The following is a 25,447-nucleotide window of genomic DNA, read 5'->3' on the forward strand; positions in this document are numbered from 1 at the left end:
TGCTTGGCATTTAATTAAAACTGAGGAGGAATTACATATGGGGTTAACTGAGTGGTCTACAGATATTCTTCAATATGATCTGTCGGATGAATATTCGATTCGCAAAGCTGATTTTGCTGAATGGGGATTATATTGCACGGTTTATTATGATATGCGTTATGTCGGATTTTTCAGGGAAGAAGAGTTCAGTTCTTCCAAGATCAGTGCGTACTGGATTTACAAAGGGGAAAGCAAAATAGGTGGCGTGAGAATGGAGCCTAACCGGATGTATCATTTGTTTTTTGTCCCGCCATTCCAGCAGTGCTTTGAGGTATTGAAACTTCTGAAGCATAAATTATTACAGTGGTCGGATCGCACGAAACGCATTCTGACCTTTGAGATTCTTCCAGACCAAGTTGATCTATACGCACGAGCTGGATTCTGGCCAGTGGAGTTCAGATGTCGCTGGATGCAGCGGCCTACAGATCATTTTGAAATCGAATGGGACAGCAGGGTAACCGTGAAGAGTCCAGAGATTATTGAAAGTGAAACCGGCAATAGAAAATATGTGAATGAAGATGAAATTGCTCAATTTGACCTGGAGAGTTTTGCAGGAAGTCTTGAAGCTACACGAAGAAATAAAACCTCCCTTGCAGATTTTATACCAAGCGATGATCCTAATTATACCAATGAGATTCTAACTCAAGCTTCCACGCTAGTATACGACAAGGAAACGGGACAGCTTATTGCAAATTGTCGCTTATGCTTGCAAGACAATCAGGCTGCTGTGTATAGCATAGGTGTTCGTCCGGCATATAGAGGAAGAGGGCTTGCTACACTGATGTTACAGAGAGCATTAAATGAACTTAAGGGTAAGTATCCCGTTCTACGATTGTATGTGATGCAAGGAAATGATGCGGAGTCCGTGTATCTGAATCTGGGCTTTATTCCGGGTGTGCATGAGATTCAGACGATGTATATTCCTGAGGATGAATCACAATGAAGGTTGCCATCTTAACCGATATTCATGGGAATTTTCCTGCGCTTCAAGCGGTATTGGTTGATATCGATTCCAGAGGAGACATTGAGCATACATTTTGTTTGGGGGATATGATCGGTATTGGCCCGTACTCCAATGAAGTGATCGAGATGTTGTACAGCCGCGAAAATATGATAGCGATTTCGGGGAATCACGAAGAGGCCGTATTGAGTTTGCTTCAAAATAAGGGTCCATTAGAAGGGCACAAAGGCATGGCCGAGCATCACGAATGGATTGGTCGGCATTTGAGTGCAGAATCGATCAAGAAAATTCAAGCTCTACCGAAATTCGTTGAAAAAGAGGTAGAAGGACATCGGTTCCTTTTGACTCACTATCATATGAACAACGACAAGTTGGATGTCATCGATAAAGAACCATCCGGGGTCAAATTGGACGCGAAGTATTATGGAACGGCCCATGATTTGGTTTGTTTTGGTCATTATCATATTCTTCATTATTATAAGACAGATCAAAGAGTATATATGAATCCGGGCGCTCTAGGCTGTAACGATCTTGCCATAGCTAGATATGGCATTGTGGATCTCCAAGAGGGCAAAGTGGACGTGAAATTCATTGGCGTTCCATATGACAACATGGAGTATCTTCAATCGTATGAACGGTTGAACGTTCCGGATCGGGCTTTTATTTTGAAGGCATTCCATGGGAATCAGTTGGAGAGAGAGGATAGTGAACGTTCGTAGCAATGTGCCGCTACTTTGGAAAGGAGAGATATACATGGGAATGATCATTATGTTGGTAGTGTATCTGTTCCTCGGTATTTATGTTGTGAAAGTTGGAATAGATAACTCCAAAAATAGCCAGCACACCAAAGAAATATTATCAGAGTTAAGGGAAATTAAGGACCTGTTGAAAGAACGAGGGTAAAGATTGATTAGGCTTGTGTTTCAAAATTAGCTGAGGAGCAGCATTTGGATGACTCCCTCTCCTGTAGGTCAGGAAAGGGAGGATTCTTGGGCAGCGCAGCTAGCCACTTTAACCCAATACACGAATAACAATATCCTGATCATGGTTACCAAAACCGGCACCATAGATCGTTAATCCCCCTACGTTGGGGCTTTCTTCGTCAACCGTGAAACGTAGCGTCCAGAACGGTTCGCCTAGTTTGACATCTTTGAGAGTAATGTCTGACATCCGCTCACCATCCATATAGGTACCGTAGGCATCGATACGAATAGTCTTCAACAATCCATACTGATTCACATTGCGATGCCACCATTCTGGTGTATATTTGCCGCGTGCTGCTCTGCCAAAGTCGGCAGGGCTTGTCCACGTTCCGAGAGAAACGCCGTTGAAGGTGAAACGAATATCGGAAGGCCAATGATCTCGCAATCCCGGAGCTTCAGACGCCAGTTCCATCGAAATTTCAATAGCATCGGTTGTCTGGTCAGGAAGGACAAAGTTCGGTGTTTTATATTCAACATAGCCCTTCCCAAACCACAGGATAGCGGCGTGTACCCGCTCGGGATCAAGGAAGTAACGGGGATCATCCCATACGCCGATTTCTTTCTCAAGTGTCCCTAGCCCACAAGTAGGATGAATATCAAAAGCAGTGTAGTGCCCCACGGCTATCGTCTGTTCTCTGGTTCGTGAAGTTTGGCTTGCGGATGGCAGCTCGATTTCAATCTGATTTTGTTTGAGGTAACATAATTTGTGCGTCCCTCCGTTGATCCGAACTCGCCTGCTACCAATTAGACCCGCATCCTCTAGTTTGCGAATATGCATCGTGACAATGGAGGGGCTAAGCTCTAATACTGCCGCAATATCCTTCACATTCATTTCGCGATCTGCAATCATATCCATGATTCTCCATCTGACCTCACTTGCCAGCGCCTCATATAAAGGAAGGAACTGGGGCTCTCCATTTGCTTTGATCATCTGTACAACTCCCTATCCTCAATCTTCTAAAATCACATATATATTAATTTAATAAAATTAACTCCAAGATGCAATTCAGATTCATTGCAAGTTTACACCCGATGGTGTTTAATTTTTGTAGTTGTTACGAAGTTGAATTCTTATATTTGTGAATTTTATGATAAGAGATGGAGTGGAGTAATGAAATACAATAACCCTGTTGTGAAAGGTTTTTATCCAGACCCTAGTGTGATTAAGGTGCACGATACATACTATATGGTGTGCAGTTCTTTTCAATATTTTCCGTGCGTACCGCTCTTTGAAAGCAAGGATCTGCTGAATTGGAAACAGATTGGTCACTGCCTGACTCGTAAAAGCCAGATTCAGCTAGAGACGGTGAACAGCTCCGGGGGTGTATTTGCCCCAACCATCAGGCACAATAACGGGCGTTTTTATATGGTCACAACCAACGATACGACGCATCAGAATTTCTATGTCTGGACGGATAATATCTACGGAGAATGGTCTGAGCCTATCTATGTGGATCAAGGCGGGATTGATCCCGATTTGTATTTTGAAAATGGAAAAACCTTGTTTATGAGTAACGGGGTGGATGATGAAGGCGTTGGCGGAATTGTTCAGTGCGAGCTTGAGATTGAAACTGGTCGCAAACTTAGCCCAAGTCGTTCGATATGGAACGGAACAGGTGGACGATATCTGGAAAGTCCGCATCTCTATAAAATGAACGGTTATTATTACCTGCTTGCAGCTGAAGGCGGCACCGAATATGGTCATATGGTTACGTATGCTCGGGGGACTTCTTCTTCGGGACCGTTCGAAGCCTACGTGCACAATCCGGTTCTAACGAATCGCAATCTGGGCGGGTATGAGCTCCAGGGTGTGGGGCATGGTGATCTGGTTCAGGATGATCGGGGGAACTGGTGGCTCTTTCACTTGGGATTCCGACAGATCGGCAGATGGGCTACGTACCATCATCTGGGTCGTGAGGTGTTCTTGACTCCGATTACGTTTGATGAAGACGGATGGTTTACAGCCGGGCATGAAGGCACAACACTGACGAGTTTTGAGACCAATCGTATCCCGGATACGGTGATCCAGCAGGATAAGAAGAATTATACGTTTGAAAATACAGACTGGAACCTCGACTGGTGTTATCTTCGTCATCCAAATACAGAGCATTATCAGCTCGAATCAGATAAGCTTACGCTAACAGGAACCGATGTAACGCTGGACGTTCCGGCATCCCCAACGTTCATTGGGTTACGTCAAAAAGACTTTAATGCTACGATTTCTGTCGATGTTAGTCTGACGAGTGGAGAAGCCGGGATCACGATCTACATGGATGAGAATCATCATTATGAAGTGGCTATTCGTCAGGAGCAGGACGGTTATAAGGTGATCGAGCGTCTAAATATCGGTGATATCAAATCGAGAGAACATGAAGTGGATCTGGGAAATAAACAGCATGCAACGCTGGTGATCCGCTCAAACCAAGAACGCTACAGTTTCCTGTTTCAAACAGATGGTGAAGAGATTCTGCTAGGCACGGCACAGACGAGATACCTATCCTCGGAGGTGGCAGGAGGTTTTACAGGTGTACTCATTGGTCTATACACAACGGGTGAAGATGCTGTAGCTGAGTTTACAAACTTCAAGTGTGACTATCATTAAGAAGTTAAGGGGAGGGCCTAAGGGTCCTTCTCTTTTTTTGAATTTGTGTCAAAATATAAATATATTAATAAACGCTAACAGAAGAGAGGTATTTAAACTTGGGAGTACATTATAAAATGCCCGCATCCTTAGAAGGCATCGTTCGAATAGATAAGGAATTACGTAAACAACATGATGGAACCCTCCAAGATTATATGGGTTTTTATATTAGTTTTAACAATGATGAGGATAGATACTATTGTACGCCAGATGATGCCATCATATTTGGAAGAACAGGGGCAGATGGTGACCATTTTGCTTTTTTCACGTTCAACAGATCCATTAGTGATTTGGAAGAAGCGCCTATTATCTTTATTCAACCTACGGCATTTGGGAATCAAGTAACGTTAGTGGCCAGAAACTTTAAGGATTTTGTAGCATTATTTATTAATCTTAAGGAAGTATATGTTTTGGAGAGATTTCGATTTTATAAGAACAAATTAGATTTTATGAATGACTATAACGATAATTATATGGAAGATATAAAGATGCGAGAGAGTGATAATCATTTAATTATTGAACTGCTAAAGGAGAATATAAAAGGAATAGCAGAAATTGATGATGTATACGAATACATTATTGAATCCAGAAAACAAATAGAACTCGGAATAAATAATGATGACTTCGGATGATCTCTCTATTGAATCTTTAAAATAGTCTGAATGTAACAAAAGGTCAAAAGAACGTGTTATTTAATTATATAGCTTGATTGGATAACCAAGGAGGAGTTGTATGGAGGATCAATGGAGAATTGCGAAGTATGACCCGGCATGGCGTGATTTGTTTCTCGAAACGGGTTCGAAATTAAGAGAAGCGTTAGGAGAAAAGGCCGTGCGGATTGACCATGTTGGGTCCACTTCAATTGTGGGAATAGATGCCAAACCCATCATAGATATACAAATATCTGTTTCCCAGTATGAAAATTTGTTGGACTACAAACATGAGATCGAAACAGTCGGATTTGTATTCAGAGCAGAAAATCCGGATAAGACTAAACGTTACTTTCGTGAAGAACCCGGAAGCAGAAGGATACATATACACGTTAGACAGGTAGGCAGTTTCTCCGAGCAGATGACCTTGCTGTTCAGAGACTATTTAAGGGAGCATCCAGAAGATTGTTTGAAATATGCAGAAGAAAAGCACAGACTCATGTCATTGTATAAAGATCAGCGTCCCAAATATGTTGAAGGAAAAGGACCAATGGTGTGGAGCATATTACAGAGAGCACATCGTTGGTCTCAAGAAATCGGATGGCAGCCGGCAAAATCTGACGCATGAGCACATCCAATGAATAGAGATAACTGTATTGGAGTGATGAGATGAACATGGGAAGAAAGCTGATAACAACCGTTCTAACCATCATTTGTTTTACTTTGGCTGCGAGTCTCATATCGATGAATGAATCCTACAGTTTTGATTTTTACATTCTTATTTATCTGATATACGCGACTCCCTTGATCCTGTTGATCGGGCTACCTTTATCGATATTGCTAGACTATCTGCTCAGCCGAATACAATTCCCTAATCATGTGTTGTATCTAAGTACGAGGATATTAGGCTATGCATGTGCTGGAGTTCTAGGTATGTATATTTATTATGTGGTCATGGGCGCAGGAGAAGCAATCTTGGATTTCAAAGAGACGTTAGTTCTGACCTTATTCGGTGTTCTTGCTGCTATTCTATTTGTACTGATTGATATGGGATTGGAGGTTTTGTTAAAGGTACGAAGAAGAAAGAGTTGAATTAAATTGATTTGTTAGGAGGAAAGCAAAATGACAACGCATTGTGCACTTCTAATCATTGACGTACAGCTAGTGATGTTTGATGAAGCAGATCCCGTATATCAGGGGGAACGATTGCTTCAGAAGATCCAGGTGTTAATTGCCAGGGCCCGTGAAGCAGGGCATTCCATCATATATATCCAACACTGCGAAGGGCCAGACAGTCCACTGGAACGAGGAACACAGGGGTGGGACATCCATCCGTCCATTGCACCTATAGCTGGTGACCTTGTTATCGAAAAAGAGACACCGGATTCGTTTCACAAAACCGATCTGCATCTGAAATTGCAAGATAATGGCGTGAAGGAGTTAGTCCTTACGGGAATGCAGACCGAGGTATGTGTAGACACGACATGCCGCAGAGCGTACAGTCTGGGATACACGGTCAATCTGGTTCAAGATGCGCACAGCACATGGAATTCAAAGACGCTTCAAGCAGAGCAGATCATTGCACATCACAATACTGTACTGAGACTGTTTGCCAACGTGGTGGATATGGAGAATGCGCTGTAATGCTAGGAAAACGTAGGCGATTCTGGTTTTTCATAGGTGCGGCAATCATGTTTTTGTATTTTCTAATTACGAGTAACCCTGATCCAAATAAGCCGATTTCAAGAAATCAAGTGATAAGCACAGAGATGAGTATAGTCGTGTACACCAGGACAGGTGACGGTGGAGCACACGTTAGCATTGACAATGTTACGTTAAGTAAAGAAGACATTAGCCGTATAGTCGGCTGGCTGAATGCAGCCCCGGAATCAGCCAAAATACCAGTAGATGATGTCACAGGAAGTATTAGTGCAGGAATTGCTTTGAAATTAAAGCATAACGCTAAAGTTACGATTCAATACAATCGGAAACAGATTATTGTATCCACAAAAAGCAGATTTAATAGAGATTCGAAATATATACTTGATCAAAAGGATTTAAGAGACTTTTTGGATCAAAAGTTGGAAGGGACGTATTTTGGTGAAGATACCGTTAGTGTTGAATAAGGGGGAGATGTATTGACGATTAACAAAAGAATAATGAATCTATCAGCCTGGCTTGCTGTATTAGCCATCCTATGTATTCCTGGAACTTTACATACTGAAGATGGACCGCTCCGAACAGAGTATGGTTTCCCGCTCCGATTTTTTACGGATTATCATTATGCTAATTCTGAGGGAACTATCTGGTTTATATCGGGCATCTATTTAAATGTACTTCTATATTTGTTCAATGTTCTGTTTATTTATGCAGGAATTCATGTAATCTTGTATATAAAAAAGAAAATAACTAAATAAATTGAACTGAATATTTACACGAAACGGAGAGGACAGAAAAAACCTGAAGAAGCGAAGTGTTCGCCTAAAAGCTTTCTGAAAGAAAGCTGCATCGGAAGCATAGGCTTATCCCCGGAGTTTCCCATTATAAAATGAATCAAAAAAATCTGGGGATAACAGCGATCGGAAGGTTGTTCTGTCATCGGAGTGGTAAGTGTAAATATTCAATAGTTTAATTTATATCGATATAAAGATGGAGTGATTACGATGAAGCAACTTCCAGTAGAATGGAAGTCAGACCGACTTATTGTCTCGAATGTGGAAGAATCCGATATTCCTGAACTCGAGTCCATATATGAGACCAGTCGGTACTTGCATCAATGGGATGGACAAGAGCATGATCGGAACTATGTGAAAGAATGTTTTGAAGAAGGCCACCTTCCGCCGGGAGGCAGACTGGAGAATTATCGAATTCAATCCATTCGCACGAATGAGGATGACCGCTATATTGGTTTGTTAAGTGTGTACCATGGGTATCCCTCCGAGGATTCAATCTATCTCGAATTTTTATATATCCAGAGCGAGATCCAGAAGCAGGGATATGGACAAGAATTAATTCAGGCGTTGACGCGTCACTTTTCCGAACTTGGTTACAAGGAAATTCGAATCAACGTAGCGCTCAAAAATTGGACTGCATTACGCTTCTGGATCAAATCCGGATTCAATCAGATTAGTAGAATTTATGGTGATCTTGAACATTCGGAAGATACCTTTGCCCATACAGAATTGATCAAATCTCTCTGAAAAATATAGCCGATAAAGGGGAATATACCAATGGAAACATTCTTTCGTTATAACTGGATGGTGCGTGAGCAATGGTATGTGTGGTGTGAAGATGTACCGCTTGAAGAATTGCTTCGGCCTCGCACGGGCGGAGTAGGCAACATATTACAAACATTATTTCATATCATTGATGTAGAGTGGAGCTGGCTTCAGCTGCTTCAGGGCAAACCGGATGATGCAGAAGATTTTGCAAACTACCAGAAACTTGAGGCAGTAAGGCGACTCGATCGCAAGTTACGTCCTGATGTGGAGGCATTTGTTATAGCATGGGACTCGAGTATGGAAAAAAGAGCTTATATTGATCATCGCTCAGCTGGCAAGGCCAGTACATATTCATGGGGAGAAGTTATGCGACATGTGATCGCCCATGAGATTCACCATATGGGACAGCTGTCGGTATGGGCCAGAGAATTGGGCAAACAGCCAGTATCCGCCAATGTCATTGGCAAAGGCCTGATTATACCTGACTAACAGGGGGAGAGCGGCATGACATGAATGAACGGAGGAGAAGTGATGATTCATTGCAGGAGAGCTACGATTCAGGATGGCGAAGTGATGAGCCAATTATCCCATCAACTGGGTTATGTCAGCACAACTGAAGAAATTAAGGAGAGATTAACTCGTCTCTCTTCCTTACCAGACCATTATGTATGTGTGGCTGAGATTGATTCGAGGGTCGTAGGCTGGGGCCATGTACAGGGAAGACATTCCATTGAGAGTCCATCTTTTGCCGAGATTGGTGGACTAGTTGTGGATGGGATTCATCAAGGAATGGGGATTGGTAAGATAATCATGAGCGAATGCGAGGAATGGGCTCGGGTTAACGGCTTTGATAACATTCGGGTACGTTGTAACGGAAAAAGGGAATCTGCACATCGGTTTTATATAGCTATCGGATATGAAGAGACGAAATGGCAGAAGGTATTTGATAAACGATTATAATCTAATCTTGTGTATCATGGAAGGAGGAGAACGATGACGATTCAACTTAGCCAAGTGAATTGGGTAGAACTGGATGAACGTATTCAGCAGGTGATTAAACAGGAGTATCAGATCATTCCCTTGCCACCTGGACTGGAAGCAACTGTGATGAGAATCGAAATGGAAGATCAGTGGTACGTATTGAAAGTCTGGGACAAGGATTCCAAACCGGATATCGCCAAACAATATCGACTATTGTCCAAGCTTTATCAAAGTGGAATTCGTGTTTCCAAACCCTACGGTTGGGGATTAGACGGGCAAGAGAATCAAGTGCTGTTAACGAGCTATGATGGAAAGCCGGTTAACCAATTAACACAAACCAAACTGACACATTTGGCTGAGCGATTAATGGAGGTCCATCGTTATCCGGTGAATGAAGTGGGTACTGGAGCAGATGAAGAATACATATTCAGGTACGATTTTGTTCAATACTTTTTTCCTCAAATTGAGTTACATGACGATATAAATGATCTTCTGGCAAAATTGATCCAGCAGGTCCAGATCAGACAGGATCGCTTGATTCATGGCGATTATAATCTGGGAAACATTCTTGAAATGGACGACCATTACACCATCATCGATTGGACTAATGGGCAATATGGTGATCCAAGGTACGATATGGCATGGTCTGTGTTTCTGATCACCGTCTATAATGGGGAAAGTTATGGCGAGATGTATCGCGCTCAATTTGCACGTTCTGCAAGTTATACGTACACGCTGGAAGAGGAGCAGGTTTTTGAAGCTGTAGCTTGTCTTCGCTGGATTCTGTTAAAGCGCGTTGGGGATGTACCCATGGGGCCAAATGTAATGGAAAGGGTTCACAGCATGGCTGTCGATAATCCGTATTTGAATGAACATCTGCTGTAATCGTAATACGGGGATACACAATGACGACAGTATACGATTAAGTAATAGAAAGACCACATTTTTGCAAATAAAATAAACAGTCAGTCCTAAACTAGCGATCCTCGCATACCTATGATAGTAGAGGAGCGTGATTGATATGGAGCAGAAAGTGCAAACTTACTTTGAACTGAAACAGCAGCAAAAAGATATTGAGCAGCAGTTGTGTGTACTACGAGATGAGATTGTCGCGTATTGTACAGAACAAGGGGTCTATGAGACGCAGGTTGGTGGTTACACCGTGAAAACAGTGCTTCAGAACCGGAAGGAATACGATGATCAGAAGCTGTATGCTTCTCTTCCAGACCCGGACATCTGGCGATTGTTGTCCAAGGTAGACAGCCATAAGCTGAAAAGCCTGATCAAGCTGAACATTCTGTCCGAGGAACAAATTAACCCGGCATGCACCGTGAAACAGGTGACCTTGTTACAGGTGGACAAGCTGTAAGGCTTCATATCCTCTTTGTATATGAGTTGAATTTAATTGAACAGCCCGATCACAAACACCTTCTAAGAAATGATCTGTTGCGATGAGCAGTGGAACATACGTGGAGGTGTTTTTGTTGTGTAAACAGGGCCCGGGATCATAAATAGTTAAATATGAGGGGGAAGAAGTATAATTTGTTCATTGTAAGCGTATTCAACAAACGATATGATGGATAAAAAATGGCAGGGAGGAATTGTAAATGCCAACTGAAATTCCATCACTACATGCTGCGTACGCTAATACGTTTAAAATAGGTGCTGCTGTACATACCAGAATGTTGCAGTCCGAAGCGGATTTCATCGCCAAACACTTCAATAGCATCACGGCTGAAAATCAGATGAAATTCGAAGAAATTCACCCGGAAGAGGATCGTTATTCATTTGAGGCGGCGGATAAAATTGTTGATTTTGCTGTTGCCCAAGGGATTGGGGTGCGCGGACATACTTTGGTCTGGCATAATCAAACATCGAAATGGGTCTTTGAGGATACCTCAGGTGCTCCCGCTTCCAGAGAGCTGTTATTATCTCGCTTGAAGCAACATATTGATACGGTAGTAGGTCGGTATAAGGGGCAAATATATGCGTGGGATGTCGTTAATGAAGCTGTTGAAGATAAGACCGACCTGTTCATGCGGGACACGAAGTGGTTAGAGCTGGTGGGGGAAGATTATTTGCTGCAAGCGTTCAGTATGGCTCATGAAGCTGATCCAAATGCTCTTCTTTTCTATAATGACTACAATGAGACGGATCCGGTCAAACGGGAGAAGATCTACAATCTGGTTCGGTCTTTGCTGGACAAGGGAGCGCCTGTACACGGGATTGGGTTGCAGGGGCATTGGAATATTCATGGTCCTTCAATTGAGGAGATCCGAATGGCTATTGAGCGTTATGCTTCACTGGATGTGCAGTTGCATGTTACGGAGCTGGATATGTCCGTGTTTCGTCATGAGGATCGTCGAACGGACCTCACCGCGCCAACTTCAGAGATGGCTGAGCTACAGGAGCGTCGATATGAAGAAATCTTTAATTTGTTCCGTGAGTATAAATCATCCATTACCTCTGTGACGTTCTGGGGAGTAGCGGACAATTATACCTGGCTCGACCATTTCCCGGTACGCGGACGCAAAAATTGGCCCTTTGTTTTTGATCAGCAGTTGCAGCCTAAGGAATCATTTTGGCGTATCATTAACCCTATGTCCTGAACATCAGGGAAGTGGAGAGAATCGGTCACGATGTGGCCGATTTTTTGCTGTAGTCAATATAGATTATACAGTACGGTTATCTCGTTCGTGATTGAACACCACGCTTGTATGTGTGTAAGTATATGGATTTTTATGGAATTTTATGATAGGGTAAAAGAAAGGCAATCTCGAACAATATTCTTTTCAGAAATGAGTTGAGAAGATGGATCGCACCCGCAATTACCTGTTAATATTTGCAGGAAACTTGGTCGCTGCGTATTATATCTTTGAAGAAGGTGCTTTTGCCAAACCACTGATGTTTGCAACATTGATGCTGTTACTGATTATGACAATTGATTACATGAAAAGTAGAAACAAATATACATTGGATTAGAGTATGTCCATGTTTTTAAACGATTCTGGAGCATAGGGTCGTTTTTTTATTGTATATAGAACAGCTTCCATTTACATCATGACCATTGTTCATTACACTTGATGAGTAACACCTCATTAACTCAGTTTTTGTTAACTCAATTCAGATCATCAGGAGGATATCATTATGCATCAATCCGCACATATTCAGGAAGCAAGAGATTACATATTAAACCGAATCCATACCAAACCTGCCGTAGGCATGATTCTGGGTTCTGGACTGGGAGCGCTCGCGGATGAGATTGAAAATGCGACCGTTATTCCGTATACAGATATTCCGTATTTCGCCCAATCGGAGGCTATCGGTCATGCCAATGAATTGGTTATTGGTGAACTGATGGGCAAAACGGTTGTAGCGATGAAAGGCCGCCTTCATTATTATGAAGGTTTTACATTGGACGAAGTGACTTTCCCCGTTCGGATCATGAAGGCGCTGGGTGTCGAGCAATTGCTTATCACCAATGCATGCGGAGCCATCAACACCAGCTTTGAGCCGGGTCAACTGATGCTCATTACAGATCATATTAACCTGGTAGGCAATAACCCTTTGATGGGACCGAATAATGCTGAACTGGGTGTTCGTTTCCCAGACGTATCACAGGTATACAATCGCGAACTGCGCAGCATTGCCCTTAAGGTTGCAGAAGAGCAGAATGTTGGCCTGCAGCAAGGAGTCTATGCATGGTGGAGTGGCCCGGCATACGAGACACCAGCGGAGATTCGCATGATTCGTACGATGGGTGCGGATGCAGTGGGTATGTCCACGGTACCTGAAGCCATTGTTGCCATTCATGGCGGTATGAAGGTGCTAGGCATTTCCTGTCTGACCAACATGGCCTGTGGTATTTTGGATCAGCCGTTAAGTCATGATGAAGTTATTGAAGTGGCTGCGCAAGTGAAAACAACCTTTATCGGACTTGTAAAAGGCATCTTGAAAGAGATCTAATCGCGAGATGATTTTTTATCTAGGCCACGATAGGATAGAGTCTTCATCCAACCCAATCGAAACCACCAAAAAACGTATGTTTCACGAGTTATTACTCGTGAGACATACGTTTTTTTATTTTGCAGAACTATGAACCATCTGAGAATGATCGGCCATGATTGCTGGTGTGGACTCCCTGATGATGGGTTTGGTCACAATGTGGGAGACCTGATACGGCTGTGTCGGGCTATTAATCCGGGATAACAGCATCTCCGCAGTCTTAATGCCCATCTCATTGCTATAAATATGAACCGTTGTTAATGCTGGCTCAATAATTCGAGATTGGGGTGCATTATCGAATCCGCATATTGCAATATCCTGTGGCACAGCGACATTTCTGTCTTTTAACGCCCTGATCAGATCAACTGCAATGAAGTCATTAGCGCATACGTAAGCGGAAGGTAGGGATGCCAGCTCTGCCACTCGCTGGTTCAACCATCCTGGCTTGGAGAAACACAGGCGATCATTATCTACGATGCAATGGGACAGGTCCACCTGCAACCCCGCCTCCAGCATAGCACGCTGATATCCAACCCATCGTTCATTAAAGCTCTTGCAGTGATTGTAATCTCCGACGAATCCAATACTTGTGTAGCCGCTCTCAATTAATTTTGTGGTTAACTGATAGATGCTATGTTCATTCTCCATGAGTAACAGATCTGCTTTGAATTCGGGATAACATATGTTGGAAGCGCAATCGATAAAGATGGTGGGAATGCCCAGATCGGTAATCAGCTGTGTATATTCCAGATCAAATAATTCAATGCAAATGATGCCGTCTACTTTGGCTATATCAAAATTGTTGGGAAGTGTAAGTGTATCTTGATCGTCTTCACGCACGATATGAATCGAGAGATTGTATCCCTCCGCACTGATTCTTTTCTCCAGACCGCTGATTAACAACGAACCAAAGTGAGATGTATTAGGCAGGTTTTCAGTTAACAGGGCGATATTGCCCGGAGCCTTGGTTAGAACATGCTCATTGTCCATATAGGCAAACTGTTTATATTTAAGTTCAATTGCTTTTTTAATTACACGATTTCGGGTCTCATCCGGGATGTTTCCGCTATCATTTAATGCTTTGGAAGCCGTATTCCTGGAGATCCCCAAAGCATCAGCGATGTCTTGTATCGTGACTTTTTCTTTTGCCATCTAATGCTTCACCTCTAATCCTCAATAGTCATCCATATTCTTTTCTTCTCTAAGTCAAATGTATAATAGAACGGGACAAATAGCAATCTCTGTTTTACAAATGCACAATTGTATTTACATTTAGATAGGCGAATTCCATTTTCATAATTGTTCCAGAAGTTTTGTTAACTAGTGTAACAATGATGATCTATTACAGTCATGATATAGAAATATCTAGGCTGGTATTAACGGTTCAGTGCTGTATATATGCAAATTTAACCCTCTTTAGTTACATTAATGCAAAGATAAAATGATCAAATGCACAAATATTTTTTTACAAAACGTATTGACTAAATCCGTTGAAACCTGATAAATTGTAAATTATCAAATAGGCAATTGTAAATATTGAAAGCCCTTACTGAAAACAATTGTCAACTTCTAGAATGAACGGGGGTATCGTGTTGGATAACATAGCCGACAGCAAAAAGGGCGAAGGAAGGGTACTGAAAATGAGGACGACAAGCGGTCATAGGTTACAGCAGCTCAAAAAAAATTACTTTTTATATATGTTGCTTGCACCAGCCTTAATTTTGACTCTTATCTTCAAGTACATTCCGATGTACGGAGCCATCATTGCGTTTAAGGATTTCAGTCCGATCAAAGGCATCATGGGTAGTGATTGGGTAGGACTGAAGCATTTTGAGAAATTTATAGCTTCACCCAATTTCGATATCATTTTAATGAATACGCTTAAACTCAGCTTTTTGGGATTGATATTCAGTTTCCCGGTGCCCATTTTACTGGCACTCATGCTGAATCAGGTACGCAAAGCTGGCATCAAGAAAAATATTCAATTGTTTCTGTACGCACCCAATTTCATCTCGGTTGTTGTGGTTGTGGGTATGCTGTTCATCTTCCTCTCACCGACAGGGCCAATTAATCAATTAGCCACATGGATTACAGGTCAGCCGATCATGTTCATGTCTGAACCGGAATATTTCCGCTGGATCTACATTTTGTCCGATATCTGGACCGGAGCGGGCTGGGCTTCCATCATATACGTCGCGGCTTTGGCCAATGTGGATCCGGAGCTTCACAATGCGGCTAATCTGGATGGAGCGAATCTCCTTCAGCGTATTCGCCACATTGACCTTCCAACGATTCGTCCGATTATGGCCATCGTCTTTATCCTTGCAGCTGGCGGGATTATGTCCATTGGATTTGAGAAGGCCTATCTGATGCAGACGTCCATGAACCTGCCTTCCTCCGAGATTATTGCCACGTATGTCTACAAGGTGGGGTTACAGTCTGGAGATTACGCTTATTCTGCGGCAGTTGGATTGTTCAACTCGGTTATCAATGTGATTTTGCTGGTAACGGTGAATCTGATCGTGAAGAAATTGAATGAAGGCGAAGGCCTCTATTAGGAAAGGAGTATTATCCATGGTTGTTAAACACACGGGAATGGATCGATTGATCCTCACACTCAATGCCATCTTTCTCACCTGTGCTGTACTGGTTGTGGTTGTTCCCCTGATTTATATTGTTATCGCCTCATTCATGGACCCAACGGTGTTACTGAATCGTGGACTGTCCTTTAATGTATCGGACTGGAGTCTGGACGGATATCAGATGATTTTGTCCAATCCAGCCATGATCCGGGGGTTTGCAAATGCGGTATTGTATTCGGTTTCCTTTGCACTGATCACCGTGACCGTATCCATATTTGCAGGTTATGCATTGTCGGATGATAGGCTCGCGGGACGTGGATTTTTCATGATTATCTTTATCATTACGATGTTCTTCGGCGGGGGATTAATTCCTACTTATCTACTCATACGTAATCTCGGCATGCTTGATACGGTGTGGGCGATCATTATCCCTGGAGCCGTTAACGTCTGGAACATCATTCTCTCCAGAACCTTTTTCAAAGGAGTCCCTCGAGAACTGAAAGAAGCTGCAAACGTGGATGGCGCTTCTGAGATGAAGATTTTCTTCCAGATCGTCATTCCGTTGTCGAAACCGATCATTTTTGTACTCGCACTTTATGCGTTCGTTGGGCAATGGAATTCCTATTTTGATGCAATGATCTATCTCGATAATCCGAACCTGCATCCGTTACAGCTCGTTCTGCGTTCCATTTTGATTCAGAATCAGGCTGCACCGGGCATGATCAGTGATCAGCTCGCGATGGCAGAACTGAAACGGCTCTCCGAGATGATTAAATACTCAGCGATTGTCATTTCGAGTCTGCCACTCATCATCATGTACCCGTTCTTCCAGAAGTATTTCGAAAAAGGTGTCATGGTCGGTTCCCTCAAATAGTGAACAGCCTGCGATACAGTAAGTTGATCCAATCCAACTCATGGAGGTCATTATTATGAAAAAAGTGAACAAGTCCAGAAAAGCCGTTACAACGGCGTCCATTTCCATGTTATCTGCAATGCTCTTTTTAACCGCCTGTGGCGGAGGTGGAGGCGGCGCGGCAAGTGAGGCGCAATCCCCTGATGGCAAGGTGACATTGAATTTTATAACACAGAGCTCTCCGCTGGCTCCCGCTGATCCAAACGACAAGCTGATTAACAAGCGACTCGAAGAGAAAACCAATGTGCATATCAACTGGAAGAACTATACGAGTGATGTATTTGCAGAAAAAAGAAACCTGGCGGTCGCCAGCGGTGATTTGCCGGATGCCATTTTTGATGCAGGTTACGGGGATTATGATCTCCTGAAACTGGCGAAGGACGGGGCGATCATTCCACTTGAGGACATGATTGAACAACACATGCCCAATCTGAAAAAGGTGCTGGAGGAAGCTCCCGAATACAAGAGCATGATCACGGCTCCAGACGGACATATCTATTCATTCCCATGGATTGAAGAACTCGGAAGTGGCAAACAACGGATTCAGGCAGTGGATAACTTGCCCTGGATTAATGTGGAATGGTTGAACAAGCTTGGACTGAAGATGCCAACGACAACCGAAGAACTAAAAGAAGTATTGATCGCGTTCAAAACTCAAGATCCAAATGGCAATGGTAAGGCCGACGAAATTCCGTTATCTTTCATTAACAAACCGGGCGGAGAAGATCTGACATTTCTCTTTGCGGCATTTGGACTCGGAGAGAACTGGGATCATACCGTGGTAACCAATGATGGGAAAGTGGTCTTCACGGCAGCTGATGAAGGCTACAAGGAAGCGGTTAAATACATTCATGAGCTGGTTAAGGAAGGGCTGATCGATGTCGAATCGTACCAGCAGGATTGGAACACGTACCTGGCGAAAGGCAAGGATAATAAGTATGGCATGTACTTCACATGGGATAAGGCTAACATTACAGGCATGAATGATACGTATGATGTTCTGCCTCCGGTTGCCGGGCCTAACGGAGAGGTCAATGTCACAAGAACAAACGGAATAGGACTTGATCGTGGTCGCATGGTCATTACCAGCAGCAATAAAAACCTGGAATCTACAGCGAAGTGGGTAGACCAACTGTACGATCCGCTCCAATCTGTGCAGAACAACTGGGGTACCTATGGAGACGAGAGTCAGCAAAATATTTTTGAATTCGATGAAGCCAAAGGGATGCTGAAACATCTTCCACTGGAAGGATCTGCACCTGTGGAACTCAGACAAAAAACCAGTATCGCAGGACCCTTGGCCATTCTCGACAGTTATTATGACAAATACACAACCAAACCGGAAGATGCGGCTTGGCGCATGGAACTTCTCGACAAGGTTATGGTTCCGCATATGAAAGCGGAGAACGTATATCCAAGTGTGTTCTTCTCCATTGATGAACTGGATCGATTGTCCACGATTGAGACCGATCTCTTCGCCTACGTGTTACGTCTGCGTACAGAATGGTATCAGAACGGGAAAATAGATCAGGAATGGGATGCTTACTTGAAAGAGCTGGATCGTCTTGGATTGCAAGAATGGCTACAGATTAAACAAGCGGGATATGACCGTAATAACAAATAAAGAAAAGTACGGAGGAGAAACCATAATGTCGACAATTCTTAAACAAGATTACAGAAATGAATACCATTTTTCACCGAAAGAGAAGTGGATGAACGACCCAAACGGCATGGTGTTTTTCAATGGGGAGTATCACTTGTTCTATCAGCATCATCCACATGGAACCACATGGGGCCCCATGCATTGGGGCCATGCAGTGAGCAGGGACCTGATCTCCTGGGAGGAACTTCCGATAGCGTTACTCCCCGATGAGAATGGCACTATATTCTCGGGAAGCGCCGTAGTGGATTGGAATAATACGAGCGGATTCTTTGAGGGTGAGCCAGGATTGGTTGCTATTTTCACCCATCATCTTGAAGTTGAAAACCGTGATGCCATACAAACTCAGAGTCTGGCTTATAGCAAAGACAGCGGCAGAACCTGGACTAAGTACGAGGGTAATCCGGTATTAAAGCATGAGTCCTTTGTTGATTTCCGTGATCCCAAAGTGTTCTGGCATGAGCAGAGCAAGGAGTGGGTTATGATTATCGCTTGTGGTCAAACGGTATGTCTGTATCGTTCTCCCAATCTGAAGGATTGGACGCTAGGAAGTGAATTTGGAGCCGGGATTGGTTCACACGATGGCGTATGGGAATGCCCCGACCTGTTCCCGCTTGCAGTGGATGGAGATTCAGGGCAGGAGAAATGGGTGATGCTTGTTAGCATCGGTGCAGATCCTGCTTTTATTGAAGGCTCCAGAACACAATATTTTACCGGAGATTTTGATGGAACTACATTTGTCCCAGACGAGGCATCCCAGACGATTCGCTGGATTGATTATGGTCGGGATAACTACGCAGGAGTTAGTTGGTCTGACGTTCCTGAGGAAGATGGAAGACGCCTCATTATCGGCTGGATGAGCAACTGGATGTATGCCAACCAGACGCCAACCAATGATTACCGTGGAGCAATGACCATTGCCCGGGAGTTGACACTGGAGACAAGAGCGGGAGAAGTTATATTGATTCAACGTCCTGCACGTGAACTTGAGCAAGCCCGTACGCCAGTATTGTCCCTACAGGATGCTTCGATTCAGCAAGTGAGTGAGCAGTTGAACGCATTGCAACTCGTGAACTATGAGATCCATGCAGAGTGGGCTCAGGATCAGTCGTTCCATTTTGCACTAAGAAGCGGCGCAGATCACGAGACGGTCGTTGGTGTAGACTCGATCCGAAGTGAAGTGTACGTTGATCGTAGTCGATCGGGCATCGGCAATTTTCATGAACTTTTCCTGAGCCGTCATACAGCTGAGTTAAAAGAAGTGAACGGAAATCAAAGTTTGCGTATCTTTGTAGATCATTCATCTGTGGAGGTATTTGCAAATGATGGTCAGGCGGTTATTACGGATCTGATCTATCCGGATGCGGATTGCCAAGGCATCTCTGCTCATGCCGAAAATACAGATCTGGTCTTCTCTTCACTTCATATCTATGAGATATCATCAACCAAGGCTAAAGGTTAATTGTAATGAAGGAAAGGAGCCCAGAATGATGCGCATTGGAGCCATAGAAGCGGGCGGAACAAAGTTTGTATGTGGTGTAGGTAATGAACATGGACAGATTGAAGATCGGATCAGCTTTCCAACAGAACATCCGGAGACCACTCTTGCCAAGGTGATCGACTATTTCAGGGATAAAGATGTGGAAGCCATAGGGGTCGGCTCCTTTGGTCCGATTGATCTGCAACTGGATAGTCCCACCTATGGTTATATTACGACCACACCTAAGGCTGGGTGGGGAAACTGTAATGTGGTTGGAACCTTGAAGCATGAATTTTCGGTTCCTTTTGGATGGGATACGGATGTGAATGCTGCCGCGCTCGGTGAAGTGACTTGGGGAGCGGCTCAAGGGCTGGATAACTGTGTATATTACACGATTGGCACAGGAGTTGGTGTCGGACTTGTGGCAGGGGGCCAACGAGTCCACGGATTGTTACATCCCGAGGGTGGACATATTCGCACAAGACGCCATCCAGACGATCACTTTGCCGGATTATGCCCGTATCATGGCGATTGTCTGGAGGGTATGGCTGCAGGACCAGCCATTGAAGCCCGTTGGCAGATCCCTGGCAGTGAACTGCCGGCAGATCATCCGGCGTGGGAGATCGAATCCTTTTACATTGCGGAGTCGATTACAACGGCCATCCTGCTTCATTCGCCGCAGAAGATCATCTTGGGCGGTGGTGTGATGCAGCAAGATCATCTGTTTCCTATGATTCGGGAGCAGGTAGTGCGGAATCTCAATGGTTATGTAAATGCAGCCCCAATCACGCAACATATCGACCAATATATTGTGCAGCCCGGATTGGGCCAGCATGCAGGCCTGTGTGGTGCGTTAGCACTGGGTCTGGAAGCATTGCAACATGCAGCACAAGCTTCACATGTTTCATAGTTTTCAATAATAATCTACATCCCAGAAGGGATGGCTGCGGGTTCGCTTATTTGTATAAGCAAGACTGCACCATCCTTTTTGGGCTTTTTTATTTTTTTTGAGGAGTTCAATAGGTTTGAAAAATATAGTGCATTCTAAAATCCGATATTGCTCAAGTGAGCTGCCAAAGGTATGATTTTTAGTGTTCTATAGTGCGATATGACATTCAAAAATTAACGTGTCTCCACTGGAAAGGAATTCAACAAATGAACCCAATAACAATGCGTCAAGCTGTACAGGCAGACCAAGAGCAACTCGCTGATTTGCGAGCCTTGGTACTGTACGATGATCTAACCAGGCTGAGAAGGTACGATGATGTGAAGGTGCGTGAACGTTTCCGGAATACATTCGACCCTGCCCATACGCGGATTATTGAAGTGGGGGGTTCAATGGTAGGTTGTGTAGCGTTGAAGCCCAAATTTGAGGCATATCTATTGGAACATTTCTACATACATCCCGATTATCAAGGCCAGAGAATAGGAACTCAGGTACTGAACATGCTGCTGGAACAGGATGAAGTTCAGGGGAAACGGATTATTTTAAATGTTTTGCAAGGAAGCCCTGCTCGGCGATTGTATGAACGATTTGGATTTATATCGGACAGTGAAGATGAGGTCGATGTATTTATGTCAAAGCACCTTTGAGAGAATGAATCCTTACCGCAAGATAGGGATATCATCGTGAAGGTGGAAACCTATTAAATATTTGTGAATACATGGCAATAGTGATTGCTTGACTCAGGAAGATTATGATAGTATCGAAGTCAGAGAATATATGGAATATTTACAAAATGTAGGACTTTTTTTGTTCCGATTCCTATACTCTTAGGCAAACGTTCGAAAAGATTCTGATCACAGAAATGGTGCTACAAAAATGGATTTTCAAAGATTACATGTCTCACATCGAGGAGGAATCTTTTTGCAAGAATATCCTGTGGCTTATGATCAGTTTGATATTCACTTCTATCAGGTCGTGGAAATGTTTTCTGAACAAAAGCTGGATGTAAGTGCGTTGGATGAGGATTTAAGAGTTCTTGGATTAAACTCCATTTCATTTATCAAACTGATCATTGCCTTGGAGAACGAATTCAATATTGAGATGGACGATGAGTATCTTGAATTGGAGAACTTCACAACATTGCAACATCTGAAAGACAGTTTGCGTAAGTGCATCAATTATGAGATTCCCAATGAGTCATAAAGAGAAAATGACGAAACAAGCTCATATCAGACAATCACAGCATCGAGTTCCGTTTATTGGACTTATAACCTTAAAATCAGGAGTGATATGTGATGAAAGTTGAACTGAATGCGGAGCAATTGATGTGGCAGGAACAATTCAAGGATTTTGTAGACAGCGAGATTATTCCATATGCTAGTTTAAACGACAGCGAAGAACGAATTCACCCGGAACTCCTTGCGAAAATAACAGAGGCTGGTTATCTGGGCTCCATGTTGCCAAAAGAATATGGTGGGATGGAACTGGACAATATCACTATCGGGATTCTTAACGAAGAGGTTGGACGTGGGTGCTCCTCTGTCAGAAGTTTGTTAACCGTTCAGGGGATGGTGGGTTTGGCGATCTTGCGTTGGGGAACAGAGCAACAAAGACAGTACTGGTTGCCTACATTAGCTACGGGAACAACTTTGGGTTCATTCGGATTGACAGAACCGAGTGTTGGAAGCGATGCCAAAAGCATTGAAACAACGGCCGTATTAGACGGAGACGAATACATACTTAACGGTCATAAAAAATGGATTACCATGGGGCAGCTTGCAGACGTATTTTTGATTCTTGCCCAATGTGAGAACAAGCCGACAGCGTTTATTGTGGAGAGAGATTCCATTGGGTTCAGCGTTGAACCTATGAGCGGGTTACTTGGAGCGAGAGCATCGATGATTGCTGAACTGAAAATGGATTCATGTCGTATTCCGAAGGAAAACCTCCTGGGTCAAGTTGGTACAGGGTTATCACATGTTGCTTTACCTTGTCTTGATTATGGAAGATACACGATCGCTTGTGGCTGTGTAGGTTTAGCCAAGGCATGTTTGGATGCATCGGTACATTATGCCAATTCCAGAATCCAATTCGGAAGAGCTATACGCGAGAATCAAATGATACAAAAAATGATCACTGAAATGTCAGTAAATATGAAAGCGGCACGGATGCTGTGTTACAGAGCAGGATATTTAAGAGATGTGGGTGATCCAGAGAGCATTATGGAAACTTGGACTGCCAAGTACTTTGCTTCAACCATGGTGAATAAAGTTGCGAGTGATGCGGTGCAGATTCATGGTGCCAATGGTTGCCATCGAGACTATCCCGTAGAGAGATATTATCGGGATGCCCGGATCAATGAAATTATCGAAGGCACGACTCAAATGCATGAGATTTTAATCGCAACACAGGAGGTTGTAACACACCGCCGTGAAATGAGACGTTCAAATAAAGCGGAAAAAGTTAAGGATAGCGCGAATCGAAACGTTTAGATTTTGCATTGCAGGACCTAAGGAAGAGCCCTTTTTTTTGCATTAGGCAGGATCATTCATTATGCTATGAAAAAAGGGCTTGATCATTAGGTTCTTTGATGTTTTACCATAATTGATTTAGGAAAGATACGGAGTTGATTAGGATTGAAACGGATTGGGCAGGGACAGACAGCAGAAATATTCAGACATGGTGAAACTTCAATTTTGAAACTTTTCAGAGAAGATTTCTCTGCGGAAGCGATTCAGCATGAGTTTGATAATACTCGAATCGTTTTGGAACTTGGAGTTAAATGCCCACAAACAATTGATATGGTGACGATCAATAATCGTAAAGGTATCATATTTGAGTTGGCCAGTGGAAGGACACTTTTGGAAGAGATGATTATTAAACCATGGTCCATTGAGCGTAGAGCAAGGCAGATGGCAGCACTTCATCATCAAATACACCAGCGATCAGGTGAACAGATTCAACAAAAGCATAAAACTGTATTAGAGAAGAATATATCAAACGCAAGTGATCTATCGGACATGGAGAAGCAACAGATTATGGACTATGTACATAGTTTGCCGGAAGGCAGATCTCTATGTCATGGGGATTTTCATCCCAATAATGTGATTACAGGCAAAGAAACCTGGATCATAGACTGGATGACAGGCGCATCGGGCTGTCCAGCAGCAGATGTGGCAAGGACGCTAGTGTTATTAAAATACGGAAATTTGCCCAAAGGCGCTCCATTGATGATGAAAGTTCTGCTGAAGATAATCAAAAGCAGGATGAGTAAAGCGTATATCGAGTATTACTTGTCTCTCTCGGGCATGGACATTCGCGAGATACATCGATGGGTTCTTCCCATTGCTGCAGCCAGACTAACGGAGTGGATACCACCTGAGGAAAAAAAAGATTTATTGGATTACATTCGTAATCAGCTTAAAAAATTCAACACAACTTAGATCAAGATTAGGAATGAATGTATAGCACCGTACTTGTCAAAACCGTCCGAAAAACAATCAGGAGGTTAACGATAATGGATTTCCAACTACGTTCTGTTGTTTCTTATGATATGGTCGTCCGTGAAAAAAAACATCTATTTGACTTGTCTCTCAGAAGACAGATTGCCATATTTGAGGTCATGGATGCATTGGAAATCAGTGTGTTTAGCAAAACGGTGCAAGTTAAGGCAGGGGCTGTGCTGCTGGCAAATAAAATAAGACTGCAAAATTACGATAAACCTGTTCTGAAAATGAGAGGTATTATTTTTGGATCGGATCTGCTTGAGCGACTGCCAAGCTGTCACATATTAAGTGAGAATGGTAGTAAACACTATGATCTTGCTGTAAGTCTGTTGAACCGAACGGTAGAGAGTAGAGAGGACATCGAAATAGCTGAAAGAGATTTTCTTGAAGTATACTCCAGTTACTATCAGACGAATCTCGCTAATATGATGCGACCGGAAACGGATCGGGAGGACTCGGTCAAACGGAACTTGGTCATGATATGCAAGTATATCCAAAACAATTATGAGCAGCCAATTACTCTGCAATTTCTGGCGGATATGGTTGGTTATAATCCAGTGTATCTGTGTAATCTGTTTTCTAAGGTTTTCAATGTTTCGCCACTGAAGTATCTTCAGCAGATTCGGGTGGATAAGGCACAGGAGTACGTAACCAAGACGGATCTTCCAATCTCTGAAATTACGACGAAGCTAGGGTACAGTTCTAGTACACAATTTAGTGCAATGTACAAGAAAAAAGTAGGCAAAAGTCCAACCGAACATCGCAATCAATTCAGAAGCAACAAGGGAGATTTGCCCCTATCTATTCAATCTACATAATGTATTCAATAACACAGAAAATATTGTATTTTTTTACGTAAAATGATAAATTACGATAAAA

The 25,447-nt window shown here is 43.2% G+C and carries 29 protein-coding genes; 27 read left to right on the plus strand and 2 right to left on the minus strand.

All coding sequences use genetic code 11. The features are described 5' to 3' along the window. Positions 1-37: 37 nt before the first annotated feature. The 3 genes from MHB71_RS01470 to MHB71_RS01480 are packed head-to-tail and all read left to right on the plus strand — an operon-like array spanning position 38 to position 1,903. Complete coding sequence (locus tag MHB71_RS01470; RefSeq protein ID WP_340028615.1) at positions 38-982, plus strand: GNAT family N-acetyltransferase; 945 nt, start codon at positions 38-40, stop codon at positions 980-982. Further along, the gene (locus MHB71_RS01475; RefSeq protein WP_340028616.1) at positions 979-1,719 is read left to right on the plus strand and encodes a metallophosphoesterase family protein; all 741 of its coding nucleotides are present in this window, start codon (positions 979-981) and stop codon (positions 1,717-1,719) included. The genes MHB71_RS01470 and MHB71_RS01475 overlap by 4 nt, the downstream gene beginning before the upstream one ends. A 34-nt stretch (positions 1,720-1,753) precedes the next feature. Further along, complete coding sequence (locus MHB71_RS01480; protein ID WP_165790026.1) at positions 1,754-1,903, plus strand: hypothetical protein; 150 nt, start codon at positions 1,754-1,756, stop codon at positions 1,901-1,903. A 108-nt stretch (positions 1,904-2,011) separates the two neighbouring features. Here the strand turns inward: MHB71_RS01480 and MHB71_RS01485 are convergent, their stop codons facing one another. Next, positions 2,012-2,914 (minus strand): ArsR family transcriptional regulator, encoded by a 903-nt coding sequence (locus tag MHB71_RS01485; RefSeq protein WP_340028617.1) that lies wholly within the window; start codon positions 2,912-2,914, stop codon positions 2,012-2,014. 180 nt (positions 2,915-3,094) lie between these two features. Between MHB71_RS01485 and MHB71_RS01490 the strand changes: the two genes are divergently transcribed. From MHB71_RS01490 to MHB71_RS01555, 14 genes are all read left to right on the plus strand, one after another. Then, positions 3,095-4,585: a glycoside hydrolase family 43 protein gene (locus MHB71_RS01490; protein ID WP_340028618.1), complete on the plus strand. Its 1,491-nt coding sequence runs from the start codon at positions 3,095-3,097 to the stop codon at positions 4,583-4,585. A gap of 116 nt (positions 4,586-4,701) precedes the next feature. Beyond that, complete coding sequence (locus tag MHB71_RS01495) at positions 4,702-5,256, plus strand: hypothetical protein (RefSeq protein WP_340028620.1); 555 nt, start codon at positions 4,702-4,704, stop codon at positions 5,254-5,256. Positions 5,257-5,356: 100 nt separating this feature from the next. After that, positions 5,357-5,902, plus strand: a complete 546-nt coding sequence (locus MHB71_RS01500) for a GrpB family protein (protein WP_340028621.1) — start codon at positions 5,357-5,359, stop codon at positions 5,900-5,902. Between the two features lie 41 nt (positions 5,903-5,943). After that, the gene (locus MHB71_RS01505) at positions 5,944-6,366 is read left to right on the plus strand and encodes a hypothetical protein (protein WP_340028622.1); all 423 of its coding nucleotides are present in this window, start codon (positions 5,944-5,946) and stop codon (positions 6,364-6,366) included. 30 nt (positions 6,367-6,396) lie between these two features. Continuing rightward, positions 6,397-6,918 carry a cysteine hydrolase family protein gene (locus tag MHB71_RS01510; protein WP_340028623.1) on the plus strand — a complete coding sequence of 174 codons (522 nt, stop codon included), beginning with the start codon at positions 6,397-6,399 and terminating at the stop codon, positions 6,916-6,918. Further along, on the plus strand, positions 6,918-7,400 hold the full coding sequence (locus MHB71_RS01515; RefSeq protein WP_076212245.1) for a hypothetical protein: 483 nt from the start codon (positions 6,918-6,920) through the stop codon (positions 7,398-7,400). Before MHB71_RS01510 ends, MHB71_RS01515 begins: the two co-directional genes overlap by 1 nt. A 537-nt stretch (positions 7,401-7,937) precedes the next feature. Further along, positions 7,938-8,474 (plus strand): GNAT family N-acetyltransferase, encoded by a 537-nt coding sequence (locus tag MHB71_RS01520; RefSeq protein WP_340028625.1) that lies wholly within the window; start codon positions 7,938-7,940, stop codon positions 8,472-8,474. A gap of 30 nt (positions 8,475-8,504) precedes the next feature. After that, positions 8,505-8,984, plus strand: coding sequence for a DinB family protein (locus MHB71_RS01525; RefSeq protein WP_340028626.1), 480 nt, complete (start codon positions 8,505-8,507; stop codon positions 8,982-8,984). A gap of 42 nt (positions 8,985-9,026) precedes the next feature. Further along, the gene (locus MHB71_RS01530) at positions 9,027-9,455 is read left to right on the plus strand and encodes a GNAT family N-acetyltransferase (RefSeq protein ID WP_340028627.1); all 429 of its coding nucleotides are present in this window, start codon (positions 9,027-9,029) and stop codon (positions 9,453-9,455) included. Between the two features lie 33 nt (positions 9,456-9,488). After that, a complete protein-coding gene (locus tag MHB71_RS01535; RefSeq protein ID WP_340028628.1) occupies positions 9,489-10,361 on the plus strand; it encodes an aminoglycoside phosphotransferase family protein in 873 nt (290 codons plus the stop codon). Positions 10,362-10,497: 136 nt separating this feature from the next. Then, a complete protein-coding gene (locus MHB71_RS01540; protein WP_083677505.1) occupies positions 10,498-10,845 on the plus strand; it encodes a hypothetical protein in 348 nt (115 codons plus the stop codon). 238 nt (positions 10,846-11,083) lie between these two features. Then, on the plus strand, positions 11,084-12,085 hold the full coding sequence (locus tag MHB71_RS01545) for an endo-1,4-beta-xylanase (RefSeq protein WP_340028629.1): 1,002 nt from the start codon (positions 11,084-11,086) through the stop codon (positions 12,083-12,085). 202 nt (positions 12,086-12,287) lie between these two features. Beyond that, positions 12,288-12,458 (plus strand): hypothetical protein, encoded by a 171-nt coding sequence (locus tag MHB71_RS01550; protein ID WP_155985153.1) that lies wholly within the window; start codon positions 12,288-12,290, stop codon positions 12,456-12,458. A 165-nt stretch (positions 12,459-12,623) separates the two neighbouring features. Further along, complete coding sequence (locus tag MHB71_RS01555; RefSeq protein WP_036617166.1) at positions 12,624-13,442, plus strand: purine-nucleoside phosphorylase; 819 nt, start codon at positions 12,624-12,626, stop codon at positions 13,440-13,442. Between the two features lie 114 nt (positions 13,443-13,556). On the opposite strand, the gene MHB71_RS01560 is transcribed toward MHB71_RS01555, so the two are convergent. After that, positions 13,557-14,633, minus strand: coding sequence for a LacI family DNA-binding transcriptional regulator (locus MHB71_RS01560; RefSeq protein ID WP_101314524.1), 1,077 nt, complete (start codon positions 14,631-14,633; stop codon positions 13,557-13,559). Between the two features lie 488 nt (positions 14,634-15,121). Here MHB71_RS01560 and MHB71_RS01565 point away from each other — a divergent pair, with 488 nt between their 5' ends. The 10 genes from MHB71_RS01565 (at position 15,122) to MHB71_RS01610 (ending at position 25,386) form a co-directional block, all read left to right on the plus strand. Continuing rightward, a complete protein-coding gene (locus tag MHB71_RS01565; protein WP_340030113.1) occupies positions 15,122-16,039 on the plus strand; it encodes an ABC transporter permease subunit in 918 nt (305 codons plus the stop codon). Between the two features lie 16 nt (positions 16,040-16,055). After that, positions 16,056-16,937, plus strand: coding sequence for a carbohydrate ABC transporter permease (locus MHB71_RS01570; protein WP_036617174.1), 882 nt, complete (start codon positions 16,056-16,058; stop codon positions 16,935-16,937). A 55-nt stretch (positions 16,938-16,992) separates the two neighbouring features. Next, complete coding sequence (locus tag MHB71_RS01575) at positions 16,993-18,600, plus strand: ABC transporter substrate-binding protein (protein WP_101314522.1); 1,608 nt, start codon at positions 16,993-16,995, stop codon at positions 18,598-18,600. 25 nt (positions 18,601-18,625) lie between these two features. Further along, positions 18,626-20,098 carry a glycoside hydrolase family 32 protein gene (locus MHB71_RS01580; protein ID WP_340028631.1) on the plus strand — a complete coding sequence of 491 codons (1,473 nt, stop codon included), beginning with the start codon at positions 18,626-18,628 and terminating at the stop codon, positions 20,096-20,098. 28 nt (positions 20,099-20,126) lie between these two features. Next, on the plus strand, positions 20,127-21,026 hold the full coding sequence (locus MHB71_RS01585; protein WP_340030114.1) for an ROK family protein: 900 nt from the start codon (positions 20,127-20,129) through the stop codon (positions 21,024-21,026). A 245-nt stretch (positions 21,027-21,271) separates the two neighbouring features. Then, the gene (locus MHB71_RS01590; protein ID WP_340028632.1) at positions 21,272-21,709 is read left to right on the plus strand and encodes a GNAT family N-acetyltransferase; all 438 of its coding nucleotides are present in this window, start codon (positions 21,272-21,274) and stop codon (positions 21,707-21,709) included. A 274-nt stretch (positions 21,710-21,983) separates the two neighbouring features. Beyond that, complete coding sequence (locus tag MHB71_RS01595; RefSeq protein ID WP_076252870.1) at positions 21,984-22,265, plus strand: phosphopantetheine-binding protein; 282 nt, start codon at positions 21,984-21,986, stop codon at positions 22,263-22,265. Positions 22,266-22,357: 92 nt separating this feature from the next. Continuing rightward, the gene (locus MHB71_RS01600) at positions 22,358-23,554 is read left to right on the plus strand and encodes an acyl-CoA dehydrogenase family protein (protein ID WP_340028633.1); all 1,197 of its coding nucleotides are present in this window, start codon (positions 22,358-22,360) and stop codon (positions 23,552-23,554) included. A 144-nt stretch (positions 23,555-23,698) separates the two neighbouring features. Further along, positions 23,699-24,505, plus strand: coding sequence for an aminoglycoside phosphotransferase family protein (locus MHB71_RS01605; RefSeq protein WP_340028634.1), 807 nt, complete (start codon positions 23,699-23,701; stop codon positions 24,503-24,505). A 74-nt stretch (positions 24,506-24,579) separates the two neighbouring features. Beyond that, positions 24,580-25,386, plus strand: a complete 807-nt coding sequence (locus tag MHB71_RS01610; RefSeq protein ID WP_340028635.1) for an AraC family transcriptional regulator — start codon at positions 24,580-24,582, stop codon at positions 25,384-25,386. Positions 25,387-25,447 lie beyond the last annotated feature (61 nt).

It is taken from the genome of Paenibacillus sp. FSL H7-0940 (genome assembly GCF_037979415.1).
Taxonomy (GTDB): Bacteria; Bacillota; Bacilli; order Paenibacillales; family Paenibacillaceae; genus Paenibacillus; species Paenibacillus amylolyticus.

Excerpts from the sequence above, each read along its gene's own strand:
- MHB71_RS01575 (WP_101314522.1), top strand. The coding sequence starts at position 16,993 with ATGAAAAAAGTGAACAAGTCCAGAAAAGCCGTTACAACGGCGTCCATT.
- MHB71_RS01475 (WP_340028616.1), top strand. The coding sequence starts at position 979 with ATGAAGGTTGCCATCTTAACCGATATTCATGGGAATTTTCCTGCGCTT.
- MHB71_RS01470 (WP_340028615.1), top strand. The coding sequence starts at position 38 with ATGGGGTTAACTGAGTGGTCTACAGATATTCTTCAATATGATCTGTCG.
- MHB71_RS01550 (WP_155985153.1), top strand. The coding sequence starts at position 12,288 with ATGGATCGCACCCGCAATTACCTGTTAATATTTGCAGGAAACTTGGTC.
- MHB71_RS01525 (WP_340028626.1), top strand. The coding sequence starts at position 8,505 with ATGGAAACATTCTTTCGTTATAACTGGATGGTGCGTGAGCAATGGTAT.
- MHB71_RS01530 (WP_340028627.1), top strand. The coding sequence starts at position 9,027 with ATGATTCATTGCAGGAGAGCTACGATTCAGGATGGCGAAGTGATGAGC.
- MHB71_RS01535 (WP_340028628.1), top strand. The coding sequence starts at position 9,489 with ATGACGATTCAACTTAGCCAAGTGAATTGGGTAGAACTGGATGAACGT.
- MHB71_RS01485 (WP_340028617.1), bottom strand. The coding sequence starts at position 2,914 with ATGATCAAAGCAAATGGAGAGCCCCAGTTCCTTCCTTTATATGAGGCG.
- MHB71_RS01510 (WP_340028623.1), top strand. The coding sequence starts at position 6,397 with ATGACAACGCATTGTGCACTTCTAATCATTGACGTACAGCTAGTGATG.
- MHB71_RS01585 (WP_340030114.1), top strand. The coding sequence starts at position 20,127 with ATGCGCATTGGAGCCATAGAAGCGGGCGGAACAAAGTTTGTATGTGGT.
- MHB71_RS01565 (WP_340030113.1), top strand. The coding sequence starts at position 15,122 with ATGAGGACGACAAGCGGTCATAGGTTACAGCAGCTCAAAAAAAATTAC.
- MHB71_RS01545 (WP_340028629.1), top strand. The coding sequence starts at position 11,084 with ATGCCAACTGAAATTCCATCACTACATGCTGCGTACGCTAATACGTTT.
- MHB71_RS01560 (WP_101314524.1), bottom strand. The coding sequence starts at position 14,633 with ATGGCAAAAGAAAAAGTCACGATACAAGACATCGCTGATGCTTTGGGG.
- MHB71_RS01480 (WP_165790026.1), top strand. The coding sequence starts at position 1,754 with ATGGGAATGATCATTATGTTGGTAGTGTATCTGTTCCTCGGTATTTAT.
- MHB71_RS01600 (WP_340028633.1), top strand. The coding sequence starts at position 22,358 with ATGAAAGTTGAACTGAATGCGGAGCAATTGATGTGGCAGGAACAATTC.
- MHB71_RS01570 (WP_036617174.1), top strand. The coding sequence starts at position 16,056 with ATGGTTGTTAAACACACGGGAATGGATCGATTGATCCTCACACTCAAT.
- MHB71_RS01555 (WP_036617166.1), top strand. The coding sequence starts at position 12,624 with ATGCATCAATCCGCACATATTCAGGAAGCAAGAGATTACATATTAAAC.
- MHB71_RS01490 (WP_340028618.1), top strand. The coding sequence starts at position 3,095 with ATGAAATACAATAACCCTGTTGTGAAAGGTTTTTATCCAGACCCTAGT.
- MHB71_RS01505 (WP_340028622.1), top strand. The coding sequence starts at position 5,944 with ATGAACATGGGAAGAAAGCTGATAACAACCGTTCTAACCATCATTTGT.
- MHB71_RS01515 (WP_076212245.1), top strand. The coding sequence starts at position 6,918 with ATGCTAGGAAAACGTAGGCGATTCTGGTTTTTCATAGGTGCGGCAATC.
- MHB71_RS01520 (WP_340028625.1), top strand. The coding sequence starts at position 7,938 with ATGAAGCAACTTCCAGTAGAATGGAAGTCAGACCGACTTATTGTCTCG.
- MHB71_RS01500 (WP_340028621.1), top strand. The coding sequence starts at position 5,357 with ATGGAGGATCAATGGAGAATTGCGAAGTATGACCCGGCATGGCGTGAT.
- MHB71_RS01495 (WP_340028620.1), top strand. The coding sequence starts at position 4,702 with ATGCCCGCATCCTTAGAAGGCATCGTTCGAATAGATAAGGAATTACGT.
- MHB71_RS01540 (WP_083677505.1), top strand. The coding sequence starts at position 10,498 with ATGGAGCAGAAAGTGCAAACTTACTTTGAACTGAAACAGCAGCAAAAA.
- MHB71_RS01590 (WP_340028632.1), top strand. The coding sequence starts at position 21,272 with ATGAACCCAATAACAATGCGTCAAGCTGTACAGGCAGACCAAGAGCAA.
- MHB71_RS01610 (WP_340028635.1), top strand. The coding sequence starts at position 24,580 with ATGGATTTCCAACTACGTTCTGTTGTTTCTTATGATATGGTCGTCCGT.
- MHB71_RS01580 (WP_340028631.1), top strand. The coding sequence starts at position 18,626 with ATGTCGACAATTCTTAAACAAGATTACAGAAATGAATACCATTTTTCA.